This window comes from Acinetobacter puyangensis (assembly GCF_900096995.1).
Lineage (GTDB): Bacteria > Pseudomonadota > Gammaproteobacteria > Pseudomonadales > Moraxellaceae > Acinetobacter > Acinetobacter puyangensis.
The window spans coordinates 155532-174098 of sequence record NZ_OANT01000005.1 but is presented as its reverse complement, the minus strand read 5'-3'; the positions used below and the strand labels follow the sequence as shown (position 1 = coordinate 174098).

Below are 18567 nucleotides of genomic sequence, written 5' to 3'. Positions count from 1 at the left end.
GGTTAATCCTATGAAAATTTATACCCAACGACTTGAATCGGTGGAATCTGATCAGCAATTTAAAACGCTTGAATTAACTTTTGATACCCGGCAGAAATCCCGTTTTCGCGCGACATTAAATGATGGTACTGATATTGGTGCAGATTTACCTCGTACTGGTATTTTACGTGGCGGTTCCTTTATTGCGACGCAAGATGGTGAGGTATTACGTATTGATGCCAAATCTGAAAAATTAATGCAAATCCGGGCCAAAACAGATTTTGAATTGTTAAAGGCTGCCTATCATTTGGGTAATCGTCATGTGCCGTTAATGCTGACACCATTTGCCTTATATTTTGAACCCGACCATGTGCTGGCAGAAATGGTCAGAGGATTAGGTCTGGAGGTTTATGAGGTTGAGCATCCGTTTGAACCGGAAAGTGGCGCTTATGCACAGCACAGCCATGAGCGATTAAAAAGCCATGATCATCGTTTAAGTCCGATTAAATCATTGCATCATGTCAATTAATGCAACACAGTTATTAAAACTGCTGACATTATCTTCAACGGCATTACCTGTGGGCGCCTATTGCTATTCACAAGGGGTTGAGACTGCAATTGAAATTGGTTTGATACATGATGAAGCAAGTAGTATTGCCTATTTCGAGGAAGTACTGGAGATGTTATTGCTGCGTTTTGAATTGCCGATTTTAAAACGGATGCTGCAAAATCATGCGGATGATGCGCAATTTTTATATTGGGCCAATATGTATAAGGCCAGCCGTGAAAGTAAAGAATTATTGGCAGAATCACAACAATTGGCATTTTCCTTGAATGCATGGATTAGAGATGTATTGAAAATACCAGTTGTGGTCAAAAAACAATTGGGTTTTTTACCTGTCTATGCCCAGTTATGTGGCCGTTTACAGCTCGATGTTGCAGATGTTCTGACTGCGTATACCTTTACGGTATTGGAAAATCAGGTGCTGGCTGCGGTAAAAACCGTCCCGCTTGGACAAATGAGTGGACAGCGGATTCTATGGCATATGCATCAGCGTGTCCCCGATGCCATTGAGCGAGCATTGCAATTGCAAGATCAACAGATGAGTAGTGCTTTACCACGCTATGCAATGCTGAGTATGCAGCATGAAACACAATATTCAAGATTATTTAGATCATAAAGTAGGAATAAGTGATGTCAGAACGTAGTCCGTTACGTGTAGGAATCGGTGGTCCGGTAGGGTCGGGTAAAACAGCTTTGACCTTAAATTTATGCCGTGCATTACGTGATAAATACAATATGGCCGTAGTGACCAATGATATCTATACCAAAGAAGATTCAAATTTTTTAACCCGTAACGAGGCGATGTCGCCTGAACGTATCGTGGGTGTAGAAACTGGTGGCTGTCCACACACAGCTATTCGGGAAGATGCATCCATCAATCTAGCAGCGATTGATGATTTATGCGAAAAATTTGACGGACTGGAGTTAATTATCATTGAAAGCGGTGGTGACAATCTGGCGGCAACATTTAGTCCAGAACTTTCGGATCTAACCTTATATGTGATTGATGTCGGTGGTGGCGAAAAGATTCCACGCAAGGGTGGGCCGGGCATTACCAAATCTGATTTATTAATCATTAATAAAACTGATCTTGCACCGATGGTCGGTGCAAATCTCGATGTGATGGATCAGGATGCAAAACGTATGCGTGGTGATAAACCTTTTATCTTCTCGAATATGAAAACTGAAGATGGTCTGAATGAAATTATCCAATTTATTGAAAAACAAGGCTTATTTAAAGCTTAGGAGTCAATATGCAGACACTTAAAGTAAAAATTGTCGCAGCATGTATTGCAAGTTTGCCCATGCTGGCTATGGCACATCCCGGTCATGAGAGTGCACATTCAGGTTTTATGGCCGGGTTTATTCACCCTTTTACCGGGCTTGATCATTTAATGATGGCCATTGCCTTAGGTGTATTATTCTCAAAATTTGCCAAGCAATGGAAAATTACCGGTGTAATTGCTTTTATCCTGACATTAGCATTTGGTTTTGTATTGGGAATGCAGGGGATTTTTGCTACGATGGTTGAATATGGCATAGTGGCTTCCCTGATTGTGCTTGCTGTGGCTTTGTGTGTGCGTCATCAGATGTTGTTAGCAATTTCTGCGATTGGATTAACCATGTTTCATGGTGTAGCACATGGCTTTGAGTTGGCGCATTCTGGCAATGCGGTTTATGTTGCCAGTGGCATGATTGTGGCAATGGCCTTGATTTATTTTGGTGGTTTAGGATTGGGTGAAGTGATTCGTCGTTATGTGCCGTATGGCGATAAAATGGTGGCAGCCTGTGCCGCAGTGGTTGCATTAATTAACCTTGCTTAAGTCCGAGTTTGTCATTTTCTAAAGGTTAAATTTGTAAGGTAGCCTAGGCTACCTTTTTTATTTGCATTACAATATTGATAGAAATAAAAGATAAAATATGGAATAAATGATTAAATGCGTATTGTTGTAGGATGTGGTGTGTTTTTATGCAGTAGTCTGGCGTGGGCAGAGCTGAATCACTTACCAGATTTTTTTGTAGCATCGGAACAACAGGCAATTGACCATACGAGTAGTCCACTGGAAGATCTGACTCAGCTTGAGGTACAAAAGAAACAACGTTATGTAGGGGAAGATCAACCTCTTGAAGAACACAGCTTCTTGCAGAATGATTTTTTTCAGAATGATCGTTTCCGTATTTATAACAACACCCAATATAACGTTGAGCAGGTTACAAGTAAATTCAGCCCGACACAAATGCAGCAACTTACACTGTCTGATTTGTCCATTTCACTGGGTTATGGCATGGAGTTTCGTATTAATCATAACCAGCGCTGGGGTTATGAATATTTATCCGCATTTCCCTATGATCGGGGGCAATCCATACGGTTTTATTGGCGTTATTATTTTTAATCATTACCCGTTCAATTCAAGATTCTTGAAATAAGAACCATGTGTTGAATCAGGTTGAAACAAATGATCGGGTTTGTTTTAATCATTTTAAAATAATAGCGCTTTGGTAGAGAGCGTCGCCTCTTATTTATTGCTGAAGATAGGTATAATAGGCTCATGTAGTGAGATACCAGAACACAGCATTTATCTCGTCATTATTTATAGATATTGCTGATGATTTACTCTCTAATGACTTATGGCTATACATATTTTAAATTTTTAATACTGGAGTGAAAAATTTATGTCTGATGGAAATGGTCTGGTCTTGTTAAATGTGCAATTGGTGTTGAGTAAAACAGGGTTTCCTGATCTAGTTTATGAAAAAGGTACTTTATTAAAAGTGATGATGATCTCCAATGATCATGTAGTGGTTAAAGATGATCAAGATCATACTTTTATTTTAAACGATAAAGACCAGCATACTGTTTGGTCCTTCTTCTAATTCTAAAATAGCCGTGGAAGATCGTTTGATTGGCCAAAATAGCCTAAAACTCAGAGCTTATTTGTCATTTGGGTGTGTTTGGTATCTGATCTGCTCAATAAATAAAAAAGCCCCTGCTAAAAGCAAAGGGCTTAGTCGTTCATTGATCTAGCAATGAACTATATAAGGCTCATCTCATACTGAGGTCAGTATATAGAAAAGTGAAAAAAATACCTATAACAAATGATATAAAATGATGAATATGGCCATTTAACATAATTTAAATCTTTAAGATGTTGCAAATTAAACACGATTACAACATACCGTATATTATTTCAGATTTATTCTTAGGACTTAAATTGTTAATTGATAGAAATAAAATTATTTTTTAGGGGGAAGAAATGAAATATCGATTGTTATATGTTAGTAAAGCATTACATCCATGGGAGACGCTGGATCCTGTTTTAATGGATATTTTGAGTGAAGCCATCGCATTCAATTCTAAAAATAATATTACTGGCGTATTGTATTATGGGCAGGGTTTTTTTGTACAATGCTTGGAAGGGGATAAACAAAGTGTTGAAAATTTATTTTATCAAAAAATTCTAAAAGATCCCCGCCATCATCATTGTGAAATATTGTATGCAGCGGATATTGAGACATCACTATTTCATCAGTGGAGTATGAAGTTTGCTCCAGTAAACAAAAATATTAGAGATTTTTTTGAAAATTACCATCTGGATGAATTTAATCCTTATCTTCTAACAGAAAACACTACATTGCCATTTATTCATGTGCTGGCAAAAGAACCACATTACGAAGTAAATCCTGCTAAATTCTCTTAAGGTTGCTGTCGATGTGAGATATTTATATCTGATAAATGCTTAAAATATCGGGGAATATGGTGCAAATAAAATGAGTTCTCGCTAAATTTGCCATGATATTTCCTACGGTATTGATCATGGTTTGATCTTATTTATCCTACATCGAATTCAGCTTAACAGACCATTAGACAGTCCTAAGATAATCTACTAGGCGCATTAAATTTGTAGATTTTATATTTATTTTTAAATCAGATAAAAAAGTACCTCATCTGGATTGTTATATATCGTTAATGCAGGGGTAATTTGTGCAAAAGTGTGCTAATTTACTGGAAATACAGTTGTTATCTAAACGATCTATGAAAATATTTATTTTAACAATATCTTGCTTACTTTGTTCAACAGCGCTTTTGGCACAAACATCAGCGCCGCAACAAGATAGCATACAACAGAATCCGGAAAACTTGGATGAGTCAGTCGTTTCAGGAGCAAGTTTGAGAGAGAATACGATACAGGTGACGACCCGTCCAGAAATTTTAGGTCAGTGGGGAATGAAAATTCCAAATAATCGTCAGTGTACCGAATATTATAATTTTCGCGGTAATAATGAAGTCGTGATTAAAAGTGATAAAGAATGGTCAGTTGGACAATATCAATATCAAGTGCCAAATAATCGTAGTGAACAATTGCCTGCCTTAATTATGCAAATTCAATATGATAATAATGAGAAAGATTGCTCAGGCTATCAAGAAGATCAGACTGGGGAAATTCAGCAGTTTTTCGTAAAATGGGTTAATCCACAGCAAATTGAGTTTTGTGGCACGGATAAAGGTGAAAAATGTTTCGCAACTTTAAATAAACAGTTGCCGTAATCTTGCTTGATATTTAACGTATATGTTTAGATTAAAGAGGCTTTTCCGCTAAAACATTAAAATCAAGTTTTGAAATAATAAAAGCCAAAGGCTGTTGATCCTCGGAAATATTCCACTGCTTTAATAAAGTGGGTGGAATCAATGTCTGAATTTTTGCAGGCTGGATATTTTTAGCATCAATGGGCATATGAATCTCGCCCTGAGAAAAATGATTGGCTTGATCCACCCATTCTGACCAGGCAAAGTTTTGCTCAACAAGAAAATTGATTGCACTGTCCCATGTTGGAAATAATGACGTCCAATCGTTGGGTAGTCTTTTTTCCTCCGTTATGTGTATTTTACTTTCAAGATGATAGTTTTGATCCAGAAAAATTTTGGTATGGATTGGCGTATTGGGATTTAAGTCTTCTTTGTTATGTTGAAAGATTTTGCAAAACTGTGCAGGCATGACATCATTAAACAAACGGCCAGCAAGAATATAGAGCCATTGATCCATCAGCACCTGTTCAAAAATGACGGTTTGAGGATGCGTATTGCTATCTAAATAAAAGCGCCAGTTGCTTTGGTGAGGGAAATAATTTTCTTAACCGATGAAAGAAAGCAAAACCAAAATGTTGATGCTGATAGCAGAGAATGGTAAAAATTGTTTTCCCTTTTTTTCCCATAATGGAACATGCTTGGGGAAATGATTTTTAAGCTGATCAACATCTACCAGCCACGATAAATATACAACATCATGTACTTCACTTTTGAGTTTTAAGAAAGGTAAATATCTCATGATATAGCGACGAAGTCTCAATAATCGATGACAGGATAAAATTGTAATTAAAATGCGAAAAAAATAATTCTGTAAAGGTGCTTTAAAGCGATGTTTATGCATTGTCTGGTTTTAATCAATAGATTGTTATGGTTGTAATTATAACGTTATTCATTGTACATTCAGCACAAAAATCAGCGATAAAAAAACACCCTTTCAGTCAGAAAAAGATCCAACGTTCAGGGTGTAGTTTTTAAAGCGTTTATTTCTTTTCTTCTTTTATAAATGGCTTAAGCAGATGCTTTTCCAGATAATGAATATCCATTGCCGTTTCACAGAACTTTTTATCCTGAAGAATGACATTTTTATGCAAAGGGATATTGGTTTTAATTCCTGTTAATACAAACTCATCCAAGGCCTGACGTAATCGGGCAATTGATGTTTCACGATTTTTCCCATGAACAATCAGTTTGGCAATCATGGAATCATAAAATGGCGGAATACTATAGCCTGCATAGAGATGCGAATCGACACGGACACCTGCACCACCCGGTACAAAATATTGTTCGATTTTACCGGCAGATGGCATAAAGGTTTGCGGATCTTCGGCATTAATACGACATTCAATCGCATGGCCACGAATTTCAATATCTTCCTGTTGCAGTTCCAGTCCCAGACCTGCGGCAATCCGGATTTGTTGTTCAATGATATCGATGCCTGTCACCATTTCGGTAACCGGATGTTCGACCTGAACACGAGTATTCATTTCGATAAAGAAGAATTCGCCATCTTCGTATAAAAACTCAAACGTACCTGCACCGCGATATTGAATCAATTTACAGGCATTGACACAGGCTTCCAGAATATTGGCACGTGCCTCAGGCGGTAAATCAGGCGCCGGTGCTTCTTCCAGCACTTTTTGGTGACGACGTTGCAATGAGCAGTCACGATCATATAAATGAATCGCATGGCCATTTCCATCACCCAAAACCTGTACTTCGACATGGCGTGGCTTTTGTAAAAAGCGTTCCATATAAACCGTATCATCACCAAACCACATTTCTGCATCACGCTGAGCCGCTTGTACAGATTCCAGTAAGGTATCGACGCGTTCTACGATACGCATACCACGACCACCACCACCTGATGCCGCTTTGACGATCAGCGGAAAACCGATTTCCTTTGCTTCGGCAAGGGCATTTTGTGGCGTTACTGCATGGTCACAACCGGGTACAGTAGGGACGCCTGCCTTTTTCATGGCGACAATGGCAGACACTTTGTTTCCCATCAAACGGATATGTTCCGGGCGTGGACCGATAAAGGTAAAGCCTGAATTCTCAACGATTTCTGCAAATTCTGCATTTTCTGACAAGAAGCCATAACCCGGATGAATGGCATCGGCACCGGTGACTTCGGCTGCGGTAATAATTGCAGGAATATTTAGATAACTTTCGCTTGTGGTACTTGGACCGATGCAGACCGCTTCATCAACAAAGCGTAAGTGCATCAGGTCTTTATCTGCATCGGAATACACACCAACCGTTTGTATACCCAATGCCTTACATGCCCGGGTGATGCGCAGGGCAATTTCACCACGGTTTGCAATTAAAATCTTTTTTAACATGGATGCATCCTCTGGGTTTAGGCACGGTAGCGGAATAAAGGCTGCCCAAACTGCACCACATCTCCATTTTTAACGAGTATTTCTTCGATCACGCCACTTTGTGTTGCTTCAATCGGGTTCATGATTTTCATGGCTTCGATAATGCCCAGACTTTCACCGGCAGAAATGGTTTGACCGACCTTGACAAACGGTGCTTCACCCGGACTTGGGGCAGCGTAAAATACACCGACCATCGGTGCGGTTTCTATGGCACCACGAGAAGATTTGACGACGGGCGCTTCTGGTGCAGCCGCAACCGGTGCAGCCGCTGCAATAACCTGTGTACGACGGGTAAGTGAGATGGCCTGATCACCTTCTTTGACTTCTATTGCTTGTAGATCAGACTCAATCATAAGGTCAATGAGCTTTTTGATTTTACGGATATCCATAGTAGTCGAGTTCCTTAAGCAATATTAGGTTGACAGTTTTATGCGTTGCAAAGCAAAATCAAGAGCATATTCATAACCCGATGCGCCAAGTCCACAAATCACAGCTACGGCTTTATCTGACAGGTAGGAGTGATGACGAAATGCTTCACGTGCGTGAACATTGGACAAATGAACTTCAATAAATGGAATATTGACGCCTAACAGGGCATCACGCACGCCAACAGAAGTATGGGTGAGGGCAGCAGGATTGATGATAATGAATTGAATGCCTTGCAAATAGGCTTGATGAATTTGGTCGATGATGGCACCTTCCCAGTTACTTTGGAAAGTTACAATCCCTACATTGGCAGCATTTGCTTTTGCTTTTAAAGTGTTATTGATATCTTCCAGTGTTGCATGCCCATAAACTTCGGGCTCACGTTGTCCCAGCAAATTTAAATTCGGTCCATGAACAACTAAAATGCTCGCTTGCATAATTGCGATTCCACACACAAGAGAAATGAAAAAATATCAAGATCACGACAAGTTTAGCTAAAATGCCGAATGATCGTAGCAAGATACGCATTATTTTAGCTTTAAACAATGCTTAAAACTATCAAAATTTATCAATTTTAATTTTCATTTTGTCATGAACTAGCAAACTAAAATTGTACTTTTTTAATCTTTTTTGCCATATTCACGAACAAAAAATTATTGATAATTATTTTTGTTTTTATAGCTAAAATACATGTTTATCTATATGTTTTATAAGCAATTTGGTGGCTTTGGTAAACCAGCAAGACGGGTTAAATGTCGAGCAACTAATCCGGTTTTAAATTTCTCCATGAGTAACTGATTGCTAATTTCTGCATTGACCGTTTTGATTAAATATTTGATTAAAGGGCGTGTGCTTGGCGCATAACCATATTCCGAATAGAAATTTCGAAGTGCAAATAGGATCTCAAAATGCCAAGGTTCCAGTTCTAGATCAAGACTCTGTGCAAGCACTTTGGCGATGTCCGGTGTCCAAATTTGAGCGTCAAGCAGATGACCGTCCTGATCTAATTGTAGTGCGAGCATTGTAATAACCTTAAATATTTTATTTCCAAGTGATAACTTTTTCTGCATTTTGCAGTATCTGGGCAAAATACGGGTAATCGATGATATTTACATGCGCTAAGGCATTTGCAGGAATGAGATGTGCATCAGATTGCAAGACATATAAAGCCTGTAATTTATCTGTAAAATGATTTTCTACAGGAAGGCTTAATGCAAAAACGCTATCTTCCAGTAAAATTACGGCATCTTGTGCTTGAATCAGCTGTTCAAGTTCCACCAGACATTGTTCGATTCTGGCAAAACTGACTTGTACAATATAGAGTGTAGAAATATGCTGCATGTTTGCGCTTACCAAGTAATCACATGATCAAATTGATTAATAAATTGTGCATTTAATTGTATTGGCTGAACTTGATGTTGGCTAGCCTGAATAAGCGGATGTTGTGCATCTTTCTCAAGAATATACAGATTCTCGATGTCATAGAATTCAAAGCTATTTACCATTTTACTTGTAGGTTTTAAAAATTGCTTTAAAGATTCATCAATGCAATGCGGTGAAAGTAATAAACTGAGTGCCGCATCTTTAAATAACACGCTGATGGAAATGTTAAAACTGGCGAACAGCATCAATGCTGCAATGCTTTCATTGACATTAAGCTGGCTTTGATCGTTATGAGTTAAAACAATTAATACATTTTTCACACAAATTACCATTGAATTCATCACATCTATATGTCATTCGTCATATTAAAATTGTAAAATATGACCTGAAGTCTGTATTGCATCGGCGAGGGCACCAAGTCCGGTCAGATGAAAACCTGCTGCCAGATTGGCATAACTTAAATGATGTCTTGCAGCATTTTCAGCATCACTAATACCACGGTTAAGTGCTGCACTGACACACACAGGTAACGGAATATTTAAATCTTGCCATTGACGAGTCAGATTAATTTCATCATCTGCCCGCCACAGATCATGATTTGCAACATGCACAGCATCTTGATAAAAAAATACTGTAAATGATTGTGACGATTGCTGCATTGCTTGCGCCAGTTTGAAAGCGTGAAATGCTAATCGTGAGGTAGGTGGCGCAGTAATGATTAACAATGTTGGTAACATAAACAAACTCGATAAATAGGTCTTGTTAAGTTATATGGTAATGGTTCATTTAAAGGTTGAGGAAAAAGCATGATTTTAGTGACAGGTGGTTTAGGTTATCTTGGTAGCCATATTGCACTTTATTTAATGTCTAAAGGGCATGAAGTGGTTCTGGTGGATAATTTGTCACAATCTTCAATGGAAACATTAGAACGGCTAGAGTATATCACGAAATTATATATTCCTTTTATTCGTCTGGATGTGCGAAATACACCGGTTTTACAAAAAGTTTTTGACCAGTATCCAATTGAATATGTGATTCATACTGCCGGATTTAAAAATTTATCTGAATCTACCTTACGCCCTCTGGAATATTATAATAATAATTTGGGCTGTGTCATGAGTGTGCTGCGTACTTTGCAACGTACCGGGGTGAAACGTTTGGTAAATTTATCCTCCCTTGCCGTATATGGCGAGTCGGGTACTGCATGGCAAGAAGATTCAGCCTTTAATGTCGAACACCACAACCCTTATATTCGTGCACAACAAAACATTGAACATATCTTACGTGACACTTATACGGCAGATTCTTTCTGGCAAATTATCAATCTTCGCCTAAGTAATGTGATTGGTGCATATACTGATGCACAACTTGGTGAATGGACACCGTTATTACCAAAATCGGTATTACCTAATTTGTTACAGGTTGCAGCACAGCAAAAGGATATTTTTGATCTGTTTCATGAGGATCTGGATACCCAAGATGGCAGTTCCGAACGCAGCTATATTCATATCATGGATGTGCTGGATGCGGTATATAAGTTGATGTTGTGGTCAAATACGCAAAAGAATTTTTTAAATTCATATAATGTTGCCAGTGATCAGTTGACCAGTTTAAAACAGCTGATCGAAAAAGTTGAAGAAGTGACTCAATCAAGCATTACCACTGCCCCATATGAAGCATCAAGTACGGAAATTGCCAGCTTGGGTGCAGATACTCAAAAGCTGAAACAAGAAATTGACTGGTCGGCAAACTTTAGTGTTGAAGATGCAATACGGGATCAATGGAAATATTATCAAATGGTCTTGGCAAAATAATTCCCCCTCGCATTTTGTTTACGTTTCTGCCAACATAGGCAGGCAAATCAATGCTTCCCCATTTAAATGGGAACATTCAATTTGTTTATAGCCAGCCAAACATGTGTCTACATGTTGCCAGCCAATCCAAATAACCCAAGACAATGGAGAGGACGAAATGTCAACACGTATTGAACATGACACCATGGGTGATGTCGAAGTACCAAGTGAAGCACTATGGGGAGCACAAACTCAACGTAGTTTACAAAACTTTAGAATTGGTCAAGAACGCTTGCCGCGTGCCATGATTCGAGCAATGGGTTTAGTGAAAAAATCTGCTGCCATTACCAATGCATCTTTAAATCAGATCCCTCAGGAGATTGCCGATTCAATTGTGACTGCGGCGGATGAAGTGATTGCAGGACGATGGGACAGCCAGTTTCCGCTTGTCGTTTGGCAAACTGGTTCTGGTACGCAAAGTAACATGAACTGTAATGAGGTGATTGCCAATGTTGCCAATCAAAAATTAGGACAACCCCTTGGTGCACAAAAACCAGTGCATCCGAATGACCATGTCAACCGTGCACAATCTACCAATGATTCTTTTCCAACAGCGATTCATGTTGCGGCTGCCATTCAGATCAACGAATTATTGATTCCTGCAATTACTCGACTAAAAAATACATTGGCAGAGAAATCCGAAGAATTTAAAGATATTGTCAAAATTGGTCGTACCCATTTACAGGATGCCACACCACTAACTTTGGGCCAGGAGTTTAGTGGCTACGTTAGTCAGCTTGAACATGGCTTAAAACGTCTGGATTATGCACTGCGTGGTTTGTACGAGTTACCTTTAGGCGGTACAGCAGTGGGTACGGGGTTAAATGCACATCCGCAATATGCAGAGAAAGCCGCAGAAAAATTGGCTGAATTAACCGGATTGCCATTTATTACCGCACCGAATAAATTTGAAGCTTTGGCTGGGCGCGATGCTGCGGTATTTGCTTCCGGTGCATTAAAAACCATTGCGGCAAGTTTAAATAAAATCGCCAATGATGTGCGCTGGTTGGCCAGTGGTCCACGTTGTGGTTTGGGTGAGTTGCGTATTCCCGAAAATGAACCGGGTTCAAGCATCATGCCGGGTAAAGTTAATCCAACCCAAAGTGAAGCCCTGACCATGGTGGTTGCACAAGTGCTGGGTAATGACACCACCATTAATATTGCCGGCGCATCAGGGAATTTCGAGCTAAATGTGTTTATGCCCGTGATTGCATTTAATTTGTTGCAATCGATTCAATTGCTGGGTGATGCGACGAATAGCTTTAACGATCATTGCGCCGTGGGTATTGAACCAAATCGCGAAAAAATTGATCATTTTCTGCATAATTCATTGATGCTGGTGACAGCCTTAAATCCTGTGATTGGCTATGAGAATGCTGCTAAAGTTGCAAAAACAGCATATAAAGAAAATAAATCCTTAAAACAGGTTGCTGTTGAGCTGGGTCTAGTCACTGCCGAGCAGTTTGACGAAGTGGTACAACCAGCAAAAATGGTTTTCCCGAATCAATAAATGTTTTTATTTGCAGTAATAAAGAAAGCCATGCAATGAGTGCATGGCTTTCTTTTTTGGTTATTTTTTCACTTAAAAATTAGTGTGCAGCAGCATCTTTAGTTGCATCAGCAGCTTTATTTGCAGCATCAGCGGCAGCATTTGCAGCGTCAGCAGCAACTTCTGTTGTTGCGGCAGCAGCGTCTTTAGCAGCATCTGTGGTTGCATTGGCAACATCGGTTGCAGCATTGGCAGTTGCATCAGCGGCGGTTGCAGCAGCATCAGCAGCGGCAGTTGCAGCATCGGCAGCAGTTGCTTCAGCCGCAGGCACAGCTTCTTCAGTTTGTTCTGCTGGCGCAGCAGGCGCTTCTTCTTTTTTAGCACATCCAACGAATGCAACTGTTGTAGCCAAACCTAAAGCAATAAGTAATTTGTTCATTTTAAATCCTCTATGGCATCTATGAAGTCGTCTAGCAACTTCGCTGCATATTATAGATACAACAAATTGAAAAGAATACAGATTTTTGGCAGGGAATAAGGAAATGAAACTAAATTGATAATAAATAAAAGTTTATAATTTTTGCTAAATATGATTTTTAATGATGTTGATCAACAGCCATAATCATTAAATTAAAAGGTGCTTTAACTCTGTAATAGCCAAAGCACCGTGATTTGATTTATACGTTAAAACGGAAATGCATGACATCACCGTCTTGAACGATATAGGTTTTGCCTTCCAGTCGCCATTTACCTGCTTCTTTGGCACCATTTTCACCATTGAACTGGATAAAGTCCTGATAGGCAATCACTTCGGCACGGATAAAGCCTTTTTCAAAATCGGTATGAATCACACCCGCAGCCTGTGGTGCAGTAGCGCCAACTTTAACCGTCCATGCACGAACTTCCTGCACACCCGCAGTAAAGTAAGTCTGCAAACCGAGTAATGCATAACCTGCACGAATCACCAGATTGAGCCCAGGTTCCTGCATGCCCATGGCTTCCAGAAATTCAGCTCGTTCATCTTCTTCTAATAAAGAGATTTCTGCTTCGATTTGATTGCATAAGGGGACAACCACAGCATTTTCACTAATTGCAAGCTGTTTTACTGCTTCCAGATGCGGATTATTTTCAAAGCCATCTTCTGCCACATTGGCGATGTACATGGTTGGCTTTAAAGTGAGTAAACCGAAACCACGAATCAATTTTCTTTCATCATCGGAAAGGTCAACAGCGCGGGCTGGGCGACCCTCATCAAGGAAAGGTAGTAATTTTTCCAATACGGCTTTGGTGGCTACAGCTTCTTTATCGCCACCTTTGGCTACTTTGGTCAAACGTGTCACTGCTTTACTGACAGTTTCCATATCTGATAGCGCAAGTTCGGTATTAATGGTTGCGATGTCATCTAAAGGATCAATTTTTCCATTTACATGAATAACATTTTCATCTTCGAAACAACGTACAACATGAGCAATCGCATCGGTCTCACGGATATTTGCCAAAAACTGGTTGCCTAATCCTTCACCTTTTGATGCGCCAGCAACCAAACCTGCAATATCCACAAATTCCATGGTGGTTGGTAAAATACGCTGCGGTTTAACAATTTCTGCTAATTTATCAAGGCGTGAATCTGGAACGGGTACAATTCCGGTATTGGGTTCAATTGTACAAAATGGAAAGTTTTCCGCCGCAATAGCAGCTTTTGTTAATGCATTAAATAAAGTAGATTTACCCACGTTTGGTAAACCAACAATTCCACAGTTAAAACCCATGAAAAAACCTATAATAAGCGTTGTGTTGAAATGCTGCCAATCTTACCTTAAAAGTTAAATAAAGTCAGGTTTAAATCCAAAGCAATCCTGCTTGATACTGACTGTTTTTTCTGCGCTTTCTTACAAGAGTATAAAGAATTAAGTGAAAATGAACAAAAAAAGTCATTACGATGACATGAAAAAACCATTAGTATATTCAACCAATTGATCTAATAATAATTCTATCTATGGAGAAACAATGCGCATTTTATATCAGTTCCCACTTTCTCTTTTTTGTGAAAAGGCACGCTGGCTACTTGATCATAAGGAACTTGATTACATTGCGCAAAATCTGGCACCGGGATTACATCGTATTATGATTCACTACCGTACAGGGCAATATAAATTACCGGTACTTAAAGATGAGCAGACATGGATTGCCGATTCAAGCCAAATCGCATTGTATCTGGATAACAAATATCCGGAACTCACATTGATTCGTAAAGAACCAGAATTACGCGAAAGTATTCTGGCCATCGACAGTCTGACGCAAGAACTTGGTATACATGTACGTCGCTGGTTGTTTCATTATATTCTGCAAAACGATAATAAATTTGCCTTGGATATCATCATTGGCGAAAAGGGCATGATGCGTGATTTTGAAAAAGTTTCTATCCCTGCGATGAAAATGGCGATTAAAAAATTTCACAATATCAATGAGACCTCTGTGCAAGAGTCTAAAATACGGCTGGATCAATTGATTGCCGATCTGAATCAGACGCTGGTTGAAAATAGTGGGCGTTATATGGTGGGAGAAAGATTGACACTTGCCGATATTGCGGTATGTAGCATGCTGGCACCTTTATTGATGATTACAGGCACACCATGGGAAATGGTTAATTCTGACAAGCTCTCTGAGGATGTCTTATTATCGCAGCAAGCATTATTGGCATTGCCTTTAGGACAATATGTCCAACGTGTTTATGAAACCGAACGTAATGCGAGAGTGGACTGGCGTGGCGTGTAATTGTAATACACATTAAAAAAGCCACGGGGCGTGGCATGAATATATGACCCAAAGGCCATATGACACAGCGTTATTATTATAATGCGGTTTAAAGCGTTAAGGCATTATAAAATACTGCAAGTAAACTTATCGTTTCTATATACTAAGACGATTGAGATTGAAAAAAAGCTCATTATTTAGTGTAAATTTATGTAATTATTTTTAGGTTATTGAAAAAAATAGCTTTTAAATCTAAAAATCCTCTCCTTGCGCAGCAATGCTGCTCACCCATTTGAAAAAGGGGAGATGAGCAGTGTACTGCGCAAGGTATTGTATAAGGTATTGATTTTTTAGGAAAGTCCCTCTTTTTTAAAGAGGAATTTAGGGATATTTTCTTTTAAAACCTAAAACTGTGTCTTTACAGCAAAAGCAATATTTCGGGGTTCTCCAAAAGACGTCGAACTCCTCCAATATTTTTTGTCTGTGATATTGGTTGCATTTAGAATAAATGTCGTTGGATATTGTGCAATTTTAGTTGCATATCGCACGCCTGCATCAAATACACTATAAGCAGGAATAATATCTGTATTTGCTCCATCTCTATATGCCTTTCCGGTATAGTATGCACCACCTGTCAATGTTAATCCTTCAATTGCAGGGATTGCATATTCTGCATACAGTTTTGCCATTTTTGAGGCTGTATCGGTTGGTTTTTTCCCTTCATTTTCATTTGCTTTATCAGTTTTTAAATCTAGAAAAGTACCTCCACCAACGAGCGTTAAATTATTTGTTACTTTCCCCGTTAAAGTAAGTTCAACACCTTGATAAATAACCTTACCATCTTGTGTTAAAGTTGGTTTTCCTTCGGTGATTATTGTACTGGTATCTTCATATTGATTTGCTTTTTCGATTCTAAACAAAGCTGAACTTAATAGAAAATTCGGTGAAATGGCATATTTTGCACCTATTTCATATTGTTTACTGACATAAGGATCAAAGATGGTTTCTGAATTTGCATAGGTTTCCCCAACATCTACACCATCTTCTAAAGATTCCATATAAGTGACATATGTGGTTAAATCTTCAAATGGCTTAAAAAGTAAAGAAATATTGGGTGTTACTTTTTCTCCACCATAACCATCAGTTCTTTTTCCTTCTATACTGTAATTGTCTTTATCAACTTTCGCATAATTCAGACCAATGAGAGTACTCCACTTTTCGTTAAATTTAATATCATCACCTATCGTAATATTTGTTTTTTGCCCACTACCGGAATAATAGGTTTGATTATTTGTATTGCCTAAATATACCGGTTCAGATACTGAATTTAATTGATCCAAAGTAAAGCTACCTAAATTTATCCATTCCCAACCGCCATCAATACCATATTGTTTAAATCTGGTTTTTGATCCACCTATAGTTAAATTATGTTCTACACCGAAGGTATTAAAATTTAAATCCGTATAAATATAAGCACCGTGATCTTTTTCTTTGCTAGGCCAGCTTCTATAATAGTTAAAACTATACGTACCATCGTAATTATCATATACGAATGGCATAGACATATCATTTTCATTTTCTAAATAAATATAACCAGTTCTTAGTTTTGCATAATTATTGATTTGCCATGTGGTATTAAATCCTAATCGATCCTGTGTACTATCTGAAAATGTCCAATTTGGTGCATAGCCCTGTTTTAGATTGAGTTTATCAATTGAAGCATTGCTACTAAAGTAACTCGCTAATTTATCAACCTTAATTTTCTTATGCGATGCGTTTAATGATACTAGAAAATCATTATTTACTTGCCAGTCTAAAGCACCACTAATTAATTCTTTATCAAGATTTTGATCTTTTATAGATGTTTCCCCATCTTGTTTAAATACATTCAATCGATAACTTAAATCACCGTTTTGATCGAGTTTACCGCCTAAATCAAGATGACCATAAAAGGCCTGATTTCCAGTACTTCCTAGGCTAAGGTTAGCCAATCTTTGCTGTGTTGGCTTTTTACTGACATAATTGACTGCACCCCCTACATAACCTACACCATATAAAAATCCAGATAATCCATTTAAGATTTCAATCCGTTCTACATCTTCTGACATTACACCTTGAACCCAGGAAAAAGGAATACCATCTAAGATATGATTACCTGAGGCACCTAATCCACGAATATTTATTTCCGGTGTATTAAAAGAAAAAGAAGAGGTTGAACTTCTCGTCACTTGTACAATAGGATTCATTTTAAAAATCTGGTCAATACCACTGGCGGTATTTTCGATTAAATCCTGTGAAATAACACTGATTTGATACGGTGTATCCTGTAAACTTCGTTCGCCCCAACTCCCAACACCTGTAATATTTTTAGATAGATAACCATCATCGGCCTTGCCATCTTGTTCGGCTGTAACTGTAATCAAAGGTAATTGTTGTACATTGCCATTATTTTGTTGTACACGACTTGAGGGTGTAGCCGTTACTGTAATTGGATTTAATTGAACAATTTCTGTTGTATTTGAATGAGTTTGGTTATTTTTAATTTTTTGAATGCTAAACCCACCATTATTAAGTCTGACCGCCTGCAAACCATGTGGTGTTAAGATATTTTGTAATCCTTGTTCAATAGTATAACTGCCGTTTAAACCAGCGCTTTGTTGTTCTGTTAGGCTTTGCGGTTCATAGGCTAGTGTGAGTTTTGACTGAATTGCAAATTGTTGTAATACGTTTGCCAATGAGTTGGCGGTAATATTGTACTGTTGAGAGGAGTTGGCATATGCAGCAGGACTAATGCTCATTGCTGAAATCAGTGGCGCACCAAGTAGAATCGCTTGTATGGCAAGCTGTAGACGTGTTTTGATAATACGCTGTTCCATAAATAAAACCTAAATAAGAATTGTTTCATCTAATAAGTCGTACCAGATAAAAAAAAGTGTCATGTTTTTTTGGAAAAAATTAAAATATTTTAATTTTAAGATGTAATTCATTGTTTTATAGTCGAATTTATTTTTATATTGGGGTTGTATATTGCTTAATAGTTATCATGAATTGTCGCTTTTGAAAAAGGGCATGATGATTGATAATTAAATGTGAGGTTTGATTTGCATGTTTAGAATAGTATAAGTTATCAATTATCACTAGAATATGTTGGG

21 protein-coding genes and 1 pseudogene are annotated in these 18567 nt (G+C 38.4%); 11 read left to right on the top strand and 11 right to left on the bottom strand.

The window, feature by feature from the left end; all coding sequences use genetic code 11:
* Positions 1-10: 10 nt before the first annotated feature.
* The 8 genes from ureE (at position 11) to CRO21_RS11080 (ending at position 5090) form a co-directional block, all read left to right on the top strand.
* A complete protein-coding gene (gene ureE / locus CRO21_RS11115) occupies positions 11-508 on the top strand; it encodes an urease accessory protein UreE (RefSeq protein ID WP_097079380.1) in 498 nt (165 codons plus the stop codon).
* Positions 498-1160, top strand: coding sequence for an urease accessory protein UreF (locus tag CRO21_RS11110; RefSeq protein ID WP_097079379.1), 663 nt, complete (start codon positions 498-500; stop codon positions 1158-1160). The genes ureE and CRO21_RS11110 overlap by 11 nt, the downstream gene beginning before the upstream one ends.
* Positions 1161-1174: 14 nt before the next feature.
* Positions 1175-1789 carry an urease accessory protein UreG gene (ureG, locus tag CRO21_RS11105; RefSeq protein WP_097079378.1) on the top strand — a complete coding sequence of 205 codons (615 nt, stop codon included), beginning with the start codon at positions 1175-1177 and terminating at the stop codon, positions 1787-1789.
* Positions 1790-1797: 8 nt separating this feature from the next.
* The gene (locus CRO21_RS11100) at positions 1798-2367 is read left to right on the top strand and encodes a HupE/UreJ family protein (RefSeq protein WP_097079377.1); all 570 of its coding nucleotides are present in this window, start codon (positions 1798-1800) and stop codon (positions 2365-2367) included.
* 114 nt (positions 2368-2481) lie between these two features.
* Positions 2482-2937, top strand: coding sequence for a hypothetical protein (locus CRO21_RS11095; protein ID WP_097079376.1), 456 nt, complete (start codon positions 2482-2484; stop codon positions 2935-2937).
* Between the two features lie 280 nt (positions 2938-3217).
* The gene (locus CRO21_RS11090; RefSeq protein WP_097079375.1) at positions 3218-3418 is read left to right on the top strand and encodes a hypothetical protein; all 201 of its coding nucleotides are present in this window, start codon (positions 3218-3220) and stop codon (positions 3416-3418) included.
* A 380-nt stretch (positions 3419-3798) separates the two neighbouring features.
* Positions 3799-4242 (top strand): BLUF domain-containing protein, encoded by a 444-nt coding sequence (locus tag CRO21_RS11085; RefSeq protein ID WP_097079374.1) that lies wholly within the window; start codon positions 3799-3801, stop codon positions 4240-4242.
* Positions 4243-4577: 335 nt separating this feature from the next.
* Complete coding sequence (locus CRO21_RS11080) at positions 4578-5090, top strand: hypothetical protein (protein ID WP_097079373.1); 513 nt, start codon at positions 4578-4580, stop codon at positions 5088-5090.
* 31 nt (positions 5091-5121) lie between these two features.
* On the opposite strand, the pseudogene CRO21_RS17910 reads toward CRO21_RS11080, so the two are convergent.
* The 8 genes and pseudogenes from CRO21_RS17910 to tusD form a co-directional block, all read right to left on the bottom strand.
* Positions 5122-5970 (bottom strand): annotated as a pseudogene (locus CRO21_RS17910) (DUF2071 domain-containing protein).
* A gap of 139 nt (positions 5971-6109) precedes the next feature.
* Positions 6110-7471: an acetyl-CoA carboxylase biotin carboxylase subunit gene (accC, locus tag CRO21_RS11070; RefSeq protein WP_097079372.1), complete on the bottom strand. Its 1362-nt coding sequence runs from the start codon at positions 7469-7471 to the stop codon at positions 6110-6112.
* A 17-nt stretch (positions 7472-7488) separates the two neighbouring features.
* Positions 7489-7899, bottom strand: a complete 411-nt coding sequence (locus tag CRO21_RS11065) for an acetyl-CoA carboxylase biotin carboxyl carrier protein (protein ID WP_097079371.1) — start codon at positions 7897-7899, stop codon at positions 7489-7491.
* Between the two features lie 24 nt (positions 7900-7923).
* The gene (gene aroQ, locus CRO21_RS11060; protein WP_097079370.1) at positions 7924-8373 is read right to left on the bottom strand and encodes a type II 3-dehydroquinate dehydratase; all 450 of its coding nucleotides are present in this window, start codon (positions 8371-8373) and stop codon (positions 7924-7926) included.
* 270 nt (positions 8374-8643) lie between these two features.
* The gene (locus CRO21_RS11055) at positions 8644-8958 is read right to left on the bottom strand and encodes a TusE/DsrC/DsvC family sulfur relay protein (protein WP_097079369.1); all 315 of its coding nucleotides are present in this window, start codon (positions 8956-8958) and stop codon (positions 8644-8646) included.
* 19 nt (positions 8959-8977) lie between these two features.
* Positions 8978-9277 (bottom strand): DsrH/TusB family sulfur metabolism protein, encoded by a 300-nt coding sequence (locus tag CRO21_RS11050; protein ID WP_097079368.1) that lies wholly within the window; start codon positions 9275-9277, stop codon positions 8978-8980.
* 8 nt (positions 9278-9285) lie between these two features.
* Positions 9286-9639, bottom strand: coding sequence for a hypothetical protein (locus CRO21_RS11045; RefSeq protein WP_141398132.1), 354 nt, complete (start codon positions 9637-9639; stop codon positions 9286-9288).
* A gap of 45 nt (positions 9640-9684) precedes the next feature.
* The gene (tusD, locus tag CRO21_RS11040) at positions 9685-10056 is read right to left on the bottom strand and encodes a sulfurtransferase complex subunit TusD (RefSeq protein ID WP_097079366.1); all 372 of its coding nucleotides are present in this window, start codon (positions 10054-10056) and stop codon (positions 9685-9687) included.
* A 69-nt stretch (positions 10057-10125) separates the two neighbouring features.
* On the opposite strand from tusD, the gene CRO21_RS11035 reads away from it, so the two are divergent.
* Both CRO21_RS11035 and fumC read left to right on the top strand, forming a co-directional pair.
* Positions 10126-11133 (top strand): NAD-dependent epimerase/dehydratase family protein, encoded by a 1008-nt coding sequence (locus tag CRO21_RS11035; RefSeq protein WP_097079365.1) that lies wholly within the window; start codon positions 10126-10128, stop codon positions 11131-11133.
* 157 nt (positions 11134-11290) lie between these two features.
* On the top strand, positions 11291-12682 hold the full coding sequence (gene fumC / locus CRO21_RS11030; protein ID WP_097079364.1) for a class II fumarate hydratase: 1392 nt from the start codon (positions 11291-11293) through the stop codon (positions 12680-12682).
* Between the two features lie 79 nt (positions 12683-12761).
* Here the strand turns inward: fumC and CRO21_RS11025 are convergent, their stop codons facing one another.
* Positions 12762-13100 (bottom strand): hypothetical protein, encoded by a 339-nt coding sequence (locus CRO21_RS11025; RefSeq protein WP_097079363.1) that lies wholly within the window; start codon positions 13098-13100, stop codon positions 12762-12764.
* A 238-nt stretch (positions 13101-13338) separates the two neighbouring features.
* Positions 13339-14430, bottom strand: a complete 1092-nt coding sequence (gene ychF / locus CRO21_RS11020) for a redox-regulated ATPase YchF (RefSeq protein WP_097079362.1) — start codon at positions 14428-14430, stop codon at positions 13339-13341.
* A 238-nt stretch (positions 14431-14668) separates the two neighbouring features.
* Here ychF and CRO21_RS11015 point away from each other — a divergent pair, with 238 nt between their 5' ends.
* Positions 14669-15436 (top strand): glutathione S-transferase family protein, encoded by a 768-nt coding sequence (locus CRO21_RS11015; protein ID WP_097079361.1) that lies wholly within the window; start codon positions 14669-14671, stop codon positions 15434-15436.
* Between the two features lie 383 nt (positions 15437-15819).
* Here CRO21_RS11015 and CRO21_RS11010 read toward each other — a convergent pair whose 3' ends face one another.
* A complete protein-coding gene (locus tag CRO21_RS11010; RefSeq protein WP_171294039.1) occupies positions 15820-18291 on the bottom strand; it encodes a TonB-dependent siderophore receptor in 2472 nt (823 codons plus the stop codon).
* Positions 18292-18567 lie beyond the last annotated feature (276 nt).